An 11,503-nucleotide genomic window follows, 5' to 3' on the forward strand; every position below is an offset into this window, starting at 1 on the left:
ATTGCATTGGCTACAAGTACCCAAGTATAATTTTTCTTCCAGGTTTTTATTTTTTTTGTTTCCATTTTAAAGTGGGTTAGTTCTTGATTTTTTGAACAGGAATTTTTTCAGATGATTGTAGCGAAATGATATTAGAAATTAATTTATAGGCACCAGTAACGCCTTCAGGTAATTCTCTAAAAAAACTTAAGCCGGTATAAATATAGTGTCCTTTTCCGTAAGGAGCAATAAGTAATGCACCATTTTTAGGGCTTTCCCCTTTGTCATTTGAAGATAGGATAGGAGTAAAGGCTTTGTCGTACTCATTGGGGTAATACAAACCTTGTTCTTGTTTCCAGCCTTCAAAGTCTGTAGCTGTAATTTGGTTTGGAAAATTCAAAACAGGATGGTGTGGCGCTAAGAATCGGACTTCGGCATCTTCTTCGGTCACTCGGTCACGGGAGAGTTTCAAGGGATAAGGTGCAATAGTATTGGTAACAAGATCTCCTGCAGTATTGTACTGAACGATCATTGTTTTTCCGGATTTTACAAAATCAAAAAGTATATTTTGTTTGTTTGCCAGTGCAGGCAAGATATTATAGGCACGAACACCTGTGATGACTACGTCGTACAGTTCTAATTTTTCAGGAGTAATTTCTTCAGGTTTAAGTAGTGTTACGGCATATCCTAATTGCGTCAGGCTACTGGGAACTTCATCTCCGGCACCCATAATGTATGCGATTTTTTCACCATTTGTTTTTAAATCCGTTTTAATGCATTTGGCTTCAGCCAATGTTAAAACTTGCTGTTTTGTGATGTGGTCATACTTAATGATAATTTGTTCTTTGTCAAATTGTTTATTGTCAATTATCGCCACGCTTTTGGCTACAGCTTCTTCGGATTTATTTGGTGCAGTTACCTCAAAATAAACAATTTGTTCCGTTCCCTTTTTTTCAATGTTAAAAGGAATCGATTTAGGAAAAACACCCCAGTTTTCAGGTAATTCAAGTTGTGAAATTCCTTTTACGGAGTCTTTTCCAGTTTTAATTTTTACGGCTACAGCTTTCTTTTTTGTGTCTTTAAAAAGCAATACTTTGTCTACAATTGAAGTAGTAACTTCGGGAACAATGTCTAGATAATTATATACTTCCCCTTTTACATCATCGTTGTATTTATACACTACGGTTCGTTCAAATGGAATTTCGACCTCATTGATTTTAATATTAAAAATCACTTTAACTTCCCGAATAATATCTGGAATCCCTATGTTTTGTTGTTGCTTTACTGCGTACATCCCAACTGTTCCTTTTTCTTTTAACCAATATGGTTGTGTGTAGTTAATTGATTCGGGTAATTTTAAATCTAAATTAATGGTGTTTAGTATGTTATTTTTTAACTCGCGATTTTGAAGTGTCGTAATTTGATTTGGTAAAGTAGTCACACTTATTAATTGTATGGGTACGGAGCTTCTATTAATGGCTTCGAGTTTCAATTTAATAGTGCTTCCGGGAGTCGCTTCCTGATTTTGGGCAACGGCTTCAAGATACAAACCAGAACAGGCCGATATAATTTCTTTTATGGCTTCTGATTTCAGTGGCGACCACTGATTTTCGTCCAAAGCCTTCATCATAGCATAGGCTTTCGCCAAATCTGGAATGCTTGCCGAAGGATTATTATGGTCGAATTCAGCGGTAATAGTTGTCAATAATTCTCCGATTGATTTTCCCTCTTTTATTCGGTTCCAAGAAGTATCGATTCCTTCAAAAAGTGATTTCTTATCTTTTAAAGCATCTCCATTTATAAACTCTAAATATTCTGTTTCCTCCCCACGGGCTCCAGTGCTACCAAACCCTTGGGATTGATGGCGGCTCCGACTTAATGCGGCTATTTCCTGATTTGATTTTCCTAATCCAGCGTAATAAACTCCTGTTTGCAGCGCAATTAAATTCGTTTTATGGGCAGCATTAAATTTTTCGATACTTCCATAAAACCACCAAGACGTATTAAAAAACTGTCGTTTGGTTTGCCAAGGTGTTACAAATTGCAATTGCTCGGGAAAAATTGATGGGTTATTCGCTAAGTCAAAACTTTCTACGCTTAACATTGCTGATGCCGTGTGGTGTCCGTGAGTGGTTCCGGGCGAACGATGATCAAATCGGTTAATAATCACATCGGGTTGAAATTTCCTGATGGCCCAAATAACGTCAGCTAGTACTTGTTTTTTATCCCAAATTTCTAATGTTTCTGTTGGATTTTTAGAAAAACCAAAATCATTGGCACGGGAAAAAAACTGTTCTCCTCCATCAATTTTTCGGGCTTCAATAAGTTCTTGGGTTCTTATTACTCCTAATAATTCCCGCAATTGCGTGCCGATTAAGTTTTGTCCACCATCCCCGCGTGTCAAAGACAAATAGCCGGTTCTGGCCTTTTGTTCATTGGATAAATAAGAGATCAACTGGGTGTTTTCATCATCAGGATGTGCGGCTATATAAAGTACGGAACCTAGAAAATTAAGCTTTTGAATTTGATTATAAATTTCAACAGAATTTGGTTTTTGAGGTTCTTGTGCAATTGTTATTTGGCAACATAAGAGAAATATTAGAATAGCTGATGCGTGTTTTTTTTGCATTTTTTAAAATTTAATTGCAGTAACTTCAAATGTAGGAATTAAATAATTTCTTCTGAAATATTTTTGGTTTTCTTTAATAATTAAAAAGAGAGAGAACCAATTTTGGTTCTCTCTCTTTTTAAATTAAGGTGTGACTAATCTCGATCATGTCCTTTTCCCTTTCCATGTCCATGACCATTGCCGTTATTTCGGTTGTCATGTTTTTTATATTCTCTTCGGTCATCATTATCATATCTTCTATGATTATCATTCCCCCTTTGGTTTACATAAACGCGACGATTATTGTTGTGCCCAATATTTCTTTGTTCTCTTCCATGATAACCTCTATAATATTTTACTTTGTGATTCTTAAAATTACTATAAGGTCTTGAACCGTGATAATCGTTTAATACTACTTTATATCCATCATATAAATCATAGTTTCTATATTGATTTGGTAAATATCTGGAACGTATCCATCTTCCTCCACCAAAATAAATGAACTGTGTGGCTCTTACATCATAATAAGCTTCAACATCCGGTAAATAATAATATTCAGCTTCTGCGTATCCTATAGGTCCCCATGATGGAGCAGTACCTATGTTTAAATTTACTGAGACTTGTGCATGTATTGTGCTTGATGCAAAGAGTATAATTCCTACGATGATTAATTTTAATGTTCTCATTTTTTCAAATATTTAATTTGTAATATTTTTTTATAATAACTTGTTATTGCGATACTTTTGTGAAATTCCAACAACTGTGCCAAAACAAAAAAATTAACATTTAATTAAGGATTAATGTTCTAAAAAAAAAGAGCCTCATTGCTGAGACTCTTTTTATAAATTATTATGAAATCAGTATTAATGTTTTCCATTTCCATTATTTCCTTTTCCCCCTTTATTGCCATGTCCTTTATTTCCATGTCCGTTATTCCCATTACTTTTGTACACTTTATTGTTATTACTGCGGTTAGAACCTATTGATTTTTGTGGTTTACCTTTGTATCCTTTGTAGTATTTTACTTTGTGTGTTTTAAAGTTACTGTATGGTCTTGAACCATGGTAATCGTTCAAGACTACTTTATAACCATTGTATAGATTATAATTTCTGTATTGATTAGGTAGATTTCTTGAACGAATCCAATTTCCTCCACCAAAATAAATGAATTGTGTGGCTCGTATATCATAATAAGCTTGAACATCCGGTAAATAATAATAATCTACAGCTGAATAACCAACTGGCCCCCATGCTGGTGGACTACCTATATTTACATTTACTGAAACCTGTGCTTGCATCGTATTTGCGGATGCAAATAGTATAATTCCTGCGATGATTAATTTTAATGTTTTCATTTTTCGAAATTTTAATTAGTAATTATTAGATAGTAATTTTAGTTACTATTTTATCTCGTTTTGAAGTAAAACCAACAATTATGCCAATATCAAATAATTAACATTTACTTTGTTATTTTACTTCATAAAAAAAGGAAACGATTATTCGTTTCCTTTTTCTACAGGTATAAATTTATTTACAATAAAAGTATCAATAAAAGGATAACGATTATAATTGCACCTACAGATAAGTATATACCATTTCCTGTAGATTTTAATTCTGCTTTGATAGCACGTACTTCTTTACGTAATTCTTTTTTTTCAACTGAAGTCAAAGACGATTTATCCATCGCTTTTATTTCATCAAGTCTATTAAGCAAAACTTTTACTTCTGCAGGCACTTCTTTAGGAGTATTTAAAATTACAGTTGGATTTTTTTCAGCGGCTAACATTTGTGTTGGAAGAACACTAATTGATAATACCATCATCATCAAATAAAAGGTGAATTTTTTCATTTTGTTTGGTTTTTAGTTAAAATTTTAACACAATAAAAGTAAACAATAAAACATAATTTTTTCTTATAAAATTAAGGTATTAAATTATATAATTCACACCCTTCATTGTGTACTGTATCGTAATTTTCTAAAAAAAGTGTCCTGTAGATAGTGTGTTCAATATAATCCCATACAAATTGAACTGTTTTCGAAGGATATTAGTATTATGCGAATATTTTTTTGGAATAATTTATATTTATAAAGCGTATTATTTGTAAAGCACGGTACGGGGTTTTGTCAGTTCGAAATCTTGAAAACCAAAATCAGTTGTTTCAATTGCATTTGTTTTGAAAATATTTTCGCCATTTCCAGGAATGGACGGATAGTAGGACAGCGAAATTTGAAAAGCACTAAATACCAGAAAATCATTGTTGATAATACATCCAATTCCAATTTTTGAATAGGCTTTACTTTGAGTCAATCCCTTATTAGGATTTCCTAGTACGGCAATGGAATAATTACAATAGGGATTGATTCTAAATCCCCAAAGATCCCATGGCGCATAGGCTTGGGTTTGTATGGTTAAGAGTGCTTTTTGGGTTCCATATTGAGCACTATTAAAGCCCCGAAGTCCATAATTTTCATTTATATTTAGCTGATCGCCAATAATATTGACACGGTTTGTACCAATAATTACCTGGGGCTTGATGAACTGTCTCCATTTCCATTTTCCCAGACTCATCAAGTTTGTGAAATAATTTGCCTGAAAAGAAAAAGCGGTTTGCTGCGTAATTGATTTTTCAAAAAAGGTACCTATCTCTACATTAGCACTTAAAAAGCCCCATTTATAATAATTTCCAAAAGCCGCTCGGGCAGCAAGATACAAACGCCTCAAATTGTTTTTATATTGATAGCCAGAAGTGATGCTGTAAATTTTGCCAATGGGGACATCTTCTATAATTCCATTTTTGAAAATATAGTTGTCTTGCACGAATTTACGTGAACTAATACCAATCCCGAAAAGAGCAAGTTTTTCACTAGAGTAGAAATCAGTGGCATCATAGAGGATAGTTGGGCTTTCCAGATATTTTATATTTAAAAAACGTCCTGCCAGAATCAGATTTGTGGTGCGCTGGTTTTCTGTTCTTCCTTTAAAAATAGAAAAGGCACGTCCAAGCCATAAATCCTGCGAATTGTATTTGAAATTTTGATAGGTAAATACGGAATTGACATCAGCAAGGGTGTCTTTTCTAAATTGCTGGTCTATGTATATTCCCCCTGCCCATTTTGTAAAAGCAGAGTAAAAGGGACGGTCTACATTGAGGCTTTTGCTGTAGTAATTGTCTAAATCTATCCGGTAATTCAGAGTTGTCTGAATGAAGGTATTCTGGATGTTAGGAACGCTATAGGACAATCCATACGCGCTTTTTCCGTCGCTGAATCTGTTTTTGAATTCATTTTTGAATTCATGGCCAGTGCCTAGAAAATTACGATCATTGAGTTCAAAATTAGTTCTTGAACTGGAAATGGATCCCTTGGGAATAATACTCCATGTATCTAAAACCCGAAAGGTGACATCTACTGAATCCGGGCTGTTCTGAATTAATTGTGGGGTTACGTCAACGCGACTGATGTATCTTTGAGCTCTAATCAATCGTTCTGATTCTTTTACTAATAAAGAATCGAAAGGTGTGTTTTTTGTTATTAACAGTACATTCTTAATAGCGAGTTTTTTTGTTTTGATATGAATTCGGTTTCCAGTTCGTTCGGCCCAGTTTTTAGGGGCTCTGGCGGTATCAATATCAGAATACCCAAAAGGGTCTAAAGTGATAATAGTAATATTTCTGATCGTTTTTCCTTCAAAAGTTTCGTATTTTTTGGGAATTACTTTTTTCTTTGTTTTTTTTATAGTTACGGGCCTGAAAACTAATTTATGAACAAGTGTTGTAAACTTATTTTTTTTAGAATAGGATTGAATTTTTTTGTAAACGCCAGCGGAATCTTTTTCCTTCTGGTTTACTTGTGAAAAAGAAATCAGGTGGCAACAGACGATCAAAAAGAATAAAATCAGCTTTTGCTTTTTAGTCATTATACAAAATTAATTTAAAAATTGAGAAAGAAAAAACCAGCAAAACATTGATAAACAATTGGTTTAAATAGACTCACTTGTTTTATTAAGGTCAGTTTCTGCTTTATTCTCTGTATTGTTTTCCGTTGTTGTCTCAGTAAAAACAGGAACTATAAGATCCGTTTTAATTATGGTTTTTTTAGAGGATGCATCTGAATCGAATAGCGGTAATTTGATACTATGCCAAGTATAGGTTTTGGGCAAATGATCTCCCATTAAATACCCCCAAGGTTCTAATGACTCAATTCGGTCAAAAATTACCTTAAGAACCGCAATTATGGGTAATGCTAAAAACATTCCGGCGATTCCCGCAATGGCTCCTCCAATAATGATTCCTATAATGGATATAAAAGCATTTATTTCTACTTTTGAACTTACTATTATTGGGACAAGGATATTATTATCTATTAATTGAACAAAGATGGTAACCACAATTATACCAATAATTATGGATAAATCCGGAGAACCAGTCAATGAGGCAATAATGCTTAAAATTCCGGCAAAAAGGATTCCTATATAGGGAATTAGATTTAGAATTCCAGTTACAACACCCAGCAAAACAGCATATTTCACGCCAATAATAATAAATCCTACAGTAGTCATTACCGATACTAAAATGGTCTCGATAATTAAACCTACAATATAACTGTTTATAGCAACTCTAATATTTGTTAAAATATTTTTTAATTGTTCATGATTCTCTTTTTTGAATAGTTTAGACAAAAACAATAAAAAATGAGTCCTGTATAAAAGAATCAAAAAAGTATAAATAGGGATTAAGGTCAAATTTAGTAGCGTATCTGTAAATGACAATAGCGTGGTACCAATGATTTCTTTCCCTTTTTCCATAGAATCTTCAGTAGCTGTATCCAGATATTGTTTTTGTTCCCAAGAACTTAAATTGAAATGTTCACTGAGAAACCGTTGAATATTACTAATATGAATAGTTATGTTTCTTTCAATTTTATCAAAATCATCTGCAAAATCACTGATTTGAAAGGATAGAAATACAAAAAGGCCTAAAAAAAGCAATACAAAAAGCAGTACCGCCAGCATAACGGCTAACACATGGGGAAAGTAGAGTTTAGATTTTAAAAACTGAACGATGGGATACAACAATATCGCAAATAAAAAGGACATCATTATGGGAACTAATATATCCTGACCAATATAAAATATAAAAATAATAGCAATTAAGCTCAATAAAACGAGCGTAAGTTTTGCGTAAAATGGAAATTTTAAAAGGTCATTCATATCTTTTTATTTTTTTTTAAAGACAAAAACAATTCAATAGTAAATTATTTATTTCTAATTGACAAATATCCAGCATTTAAAAAAGTAAAACATTATATATTTTTCAGCAATAGTTATATAATTTCCACTTCAATAGGATCTTTTGCAAGATGATGATTTACCATTCGTTCAGCAGAAGTAAACTAATCCGTAAATTCTTTTTGATCGGCATAATTGTTTAGTATCGAAATTCCTTTTTGCAAAAGCAAGCTGTTCGGATAGATGATTTTTTCTCCATCTATAGTTTTCAAATACACATGAAAAGCCCCTATATCTTCAATTTGAGCTTCAATAGGAAAATCTTTGTCATGAATTTTTATTGTATCTCCAATTTTAAACGGAAAAGAAAAAAACAAAATAACTCCAGAGGTGATGTTGCTCAAAATAGACCATTGAGCAAACATAGCGACACCTACAACGGTGGTAATAGAGGAAAGTGCAATAATAATATCCTTTGTCTGAACGCCCCAAATTAGTATGACAGCTATAATTGCAAGAATATTTATAAATAAATGAATGTATTTGATGACTAAATTAGTTCGATGCTCCAGTTTTTGGTTTGATTTAGCATAGCTGCGTACTAATTTTGCAGCAATAATTCTCAAAAAAATCAACAGCAATCCCAGGATTCCTGTGGCCACCAGTTCTCTGGAATACTCGTGAAATATAAATGTATCCATAATGCAATCAGTCTAATTTAGTTAAGTAGTCATATACTTTATCCGTAGGCATTCCCATCACATTAGCATAGGAACCTTCAATTTTTGAAACGCCAATAAAACCGATCCATTCCTGAATACCATAAGCACCCGCTTTGTCATAGGGCTTGTAATTTTCTATATAGTAGCGAATGGATTCCTCACTCAACGTGTTAAAAGTGACTTTTGTTATTTCATGAAGCAGGACTACTTTTTCATTTGTCTTAAAGCAAACAGAAGTAATTACTTGGTGAGTAGCATTCGATAATGATTTCAAGATTTCAAAAGCATCCTGTTCGTCTTTTGGTTTGCCTAGCGCTTTGTTGTTGTACCAAACAATGGTGTCACTGGTGATTAGGATTTCATTGGACTGTAATTCACCGTCAAAAGCACTGGCTTTTAATTCAGCCAAATAGTTCGTGATTTCGTACGCTTTTAACTCAGGAGGATAAATTTCTTCGATTTCTTTCAATCGAATTTCAAAATCTAAGTCCAAATCTTTGAAAAACTGCTGCCGTCTTGGCGATCCTGAAGCCAGAATAAGGGTGTATTTTTTTAATTTATTTTTAAGCATTATATTTTATATTTAAACGAATAACAATAACGGATAAAATTCCTAAAAGAAGGATCCATTTTAACAATACACTCAAGATTCGGCACTCTCTTTTTGATTTTGCAGACCAAATTTTTAAAGTGAAATAAAACAACGGACCTACAACAAATAACAACATATATAATGTTGCAAACAATAATTCTAACAGGTACCGATGAATATAATATACGATAAAAAATAGCGGGATCAAACTTAAGCCGGAAACTATTTTTGCCGTTCTGGATTTTCCAATTACAATAGGTAAGGTACTCATTCCTTGATTATAATCGCCATCTGTATCTTCTATATCTTTGACAATTTCCCGAAGCAGATTAATAACAAAAGCAAAAATAGCATAATCTATCAAGATAGAAAAAAACAAGCCCATTTGTTGCTGATTATTTATTGTTGTTGCAGGAAATAAATCGAAAACTCCAATGATAATCACACTAAAAGAAAGTAGTAAAGCCACAATGATATTACCAATAAGCATCATTTGTTTCAGACTGGTTGCATACAAATAAAGTGTTGCGGCAACCAAAATAAAAATAGAGGCAAAACCTGGTTTTCGTATGACATTCGACAAATAAAAACCAATCATTATCCCACTTGACGTAAGCCAAATATACAGATTATAGGCTTGAATTTCTGAAATGGTTTTGCCCACAATCACAGCATTTGGTTTATTGACGGTATCTGTTTTTTGGTCATAGATATCATTGATCACATAGCCGCCTGCAGCGATCAAAGCAGTTGATAAAATTAATAATCCATACTGCCAATCCGATAACGCCAAAGAAATATTCTGAACGTGTAAAAAACCATACCTGAAAACAAATTGCATAAAAGCAAGTATTAGCAAGTTCTGGTATCGAATTAGTTTTAAAAAAGGAACCACAGATGTTATTTGAAATTTATAATTTAACATTTAAAATAATACTAATCATGCTTCCCGTCAAAATGTGCCATCCATTTCCCTTGTGCTTTCATGACTTGCTCGATGACATCTCTGGCCGCTCCTTTTCCTCCGTTTTTATGCGAAATATAACGGGAAATAGCTTTGATTTCCGGGCTAGCATCTTGGGGACAAGTGGGTAATGTGACTAACTGCATCACATGATAATCAGGAATATCATCGCCCATGTATAACACGTTTTCAGGTTTAATGTTGTAAAGTTCCACATATTCTTTAAAAGTTTCTACTTTGTCCGGCGTACCTAAATAGATGTCTGTAACCCCCAGATTTCGTAGTCTGACTCGAACCCCTTCATTGCTTCCGCCGGAAATAACACATACATTAAACCCGCTTTCTATAGCTGCTTTCATAGCGTATCCATCTCTAATATTCATGGTGCGCAATATTTCTCCTTCATTAGTTACAAAAACAGAGCTGTCAGTTAGTACCCCATCGACATCAAAAATAAAAGTAGTGATCTCGTTCATTATTTCTTTATAACTTTTTGCCATTCTCTTGTATTGATTGTGTTAGTATTTTATAAATAGTCAGATGATTTTCATTTGATAAAAAAGCTTCGTGGGCTTCAATCGTTGAAGTGTCATTGCGTTTTGCAGGACCCGTTTGTGCCTCTTGCGGCGAAAGTACCATTATTTTCCGAACTGTTTCTGCAATTAAAGGTCTTAAGATTTCAAATGGAACCTGATGTTCCTGGCAGATTTCCTGACCTATTTGGTACAAATGATTGGTAAAATTGTTCACAAATACGGCCACCACATGCAAGGCTTTTCGTTGCTCAGAGTTGATTGCATAAACGGTTCCTGAAATTGATTTGGCCACTTTATCCAATAATTCATAATCAATCCCATTTTCGCTTTCTAAACAAATAGGAATGATATTGAAATCGACCGTTTTGTTTTTGGTAAACGTTTGCAAAGGATAAAAAACGCCTCTTCGATTATTTTCGTCTAATGCATGCAAAGAAACACTCCCGGAAGTATGCACCACTAAGCGATTCTTGAAAGCTAGATTAGAGGAAACTTCAGCAATAGCATCATCAGAAACTGAAATGATATACATGTCGGCTTCAACTAAAGTATTGAAATTATTAGTGACTTTTTCCAAGTCTATTAGGTGGGAAACACTTTTTATTTGTCTCGAATATACCTGAACCAATTCTATTTCTGTCCCTGGTCTATGAGGATTTTGAAATGCCGCAATTAAATGCTGTGCCACATTTCCGGAGCCAATAATAACTACTTTGATCATGGGGTAAAATTAGCAAAAAAAATATGAAGTGTATTATTCAATTTTCAGGAAGGTTACAAATAAAAACCAGCCTAAAAAAAAGTTCTTTAGCCTCCTTGAAAAAGACTTAATTTTAGTTTAAATTAACAAATGTAGGAATATAGAAGTCAACAT

General features: G+C 33.4%; 11 protein-coding genes. All 11 read right to left on the reverse strand.

Annotated features, from left to right (window positions below):
* Positions 1-76: 76 nt before the first annotated feature.
* On the reverse strand, positions 77-2,608 hold the full coding sequence (locus EKL95_RS05305) for a PIG-L family deacetylase (protein WP_126563707.1): 2,532 nt from the start codon (positions 2,606-2,608) through the stop codon (positions 77-79).
* A gap of 134 nt (positions 2,609-2,742) precedes the next feature.
* On the reverse strand, positions 2,743-3,273 hold the full coding sequence (locus tag EKL95_RS05310) for a hypothetical protein (RefSeq protein ID WP_126563708.1): 531 nt from the start codon (positions 3,271-3,273) through the stop codon (positions 2,743-2,745).
* 177 nt (positions 3,274-3,450) lie between these two features.
* Complete coding sequence (locus EKL95_RS05315; RefSeq protein WP_126553381.1) at positions 3,451-3,942, reverse strand: hypothetical protein; 492 nt, start codon at positions 3,940-3,942, stop codon at positions 3,451-3,453.
* Between the two features lie 176 nt (positions 3,943-4,118).
* Positions 4,119-4,436, reverse strand: a complete 318-nt coding sequence (locus EKL95_RS05320) for a hypothetical protein (protein ID WP_126459372.1) — start codon at positions 4,434-4,436, stop codon at positions 4,119-4,121.
* 247 nt (positions 4,437-4,683) lie between these two features.
* Positions 4,684-6,504 carry a hypothetical protein gene (locus tag EKL95_RS05325; protein ID WP_126563709.1) on the reverse strand — a complete coding sequence of 607 codons (1,821 nt, stop codon included), beginning with the start codon at positions 6,502-6,504 and terminating at the stop codon, positions 4,684-4,686.
* A 63-nt stretch (positions 6,505-6,567) separates the two neighbouring features.
* Entirely contained in the window at positions 6,568-7,797 is a 1,230-nt protein-coding gene (locus EKL95_RS05330; protein WP_126459378.1) for an AI-2E family transporter, read from the reverse strand.
* 182 nt (positions 7,798-7,979) lie between these two features.
* Positions 7,980-8,516: a mechanosensitive ion channel domain-containing protein gene (locus EKL95_RS05335; protein WP_126459381.1), complete on the reverse strand. Its 537-nt coding sequence runs from the start codon at positions 8,514-8,516 to the stop codon at positions 7,980-7,982.
* 7 nt (positions 8,517-8,523) lie between these two features.
* Entirely contained in the window at positions 8,524-9,108 is a 585-nt protein-coding gene (locus EKL95_RS05340; protein WP_126553376.1) for a Maf-like protein, read from the reverse strand.
* Positions 9,101-9,970: a geranylgeranylglycerol-phosphate geranylgeranyltransferase gene (locus EKL95_RS05345; RefSeq protein ID WP_233589380.1), complete on the reverse strand. Its 870-nt coding sequence runs from the start codon at positions 9,968-9,970 to the stop codon at positions 9,101-9,103. The genes EKL95_RS05340 and EKL95_RS05345 overlap by 8 nt, the downstream gene beginning before the upstream one ends.
* Positions 9,971-10,065: 95 nt before the next feature.
* Entirely contained in the window at positions 10,066-10,593 is a 528-nt protein-coding gene (locus tag EKL95_RS05350) for a KdsC family phosphatase (RefSeq protein WP_126459389.1), read from the reverse strand.
* Positions 10,577-11,350, reverse strand: a complete 774-nt coding sequence (locus EKL95_RS05355) for a Rossmann-like and DUF2520 domain-containing protein (protein ID WP_126563711.1) — start codon at positions 11,348-11,350, stop codon at positions 10,577-10,579. Before EKL95_RS05355 ends, EKL95_RS05350 begins: the two co-directional genes overlap by 17 nt.
* Positions 11,351-11,503 lie beyond the last annotated feature (153 nt).

This window comes from Flavobacterium sp. LB2P53 (genome assembly GCF_003970305.1).
In the GTDB taxonomy this organism is placed as follows: Bacteria; Bacteroidota; Bacteroidia; order Flavobacteriales; family Flavobacteriaceae; genus Flavobacterium.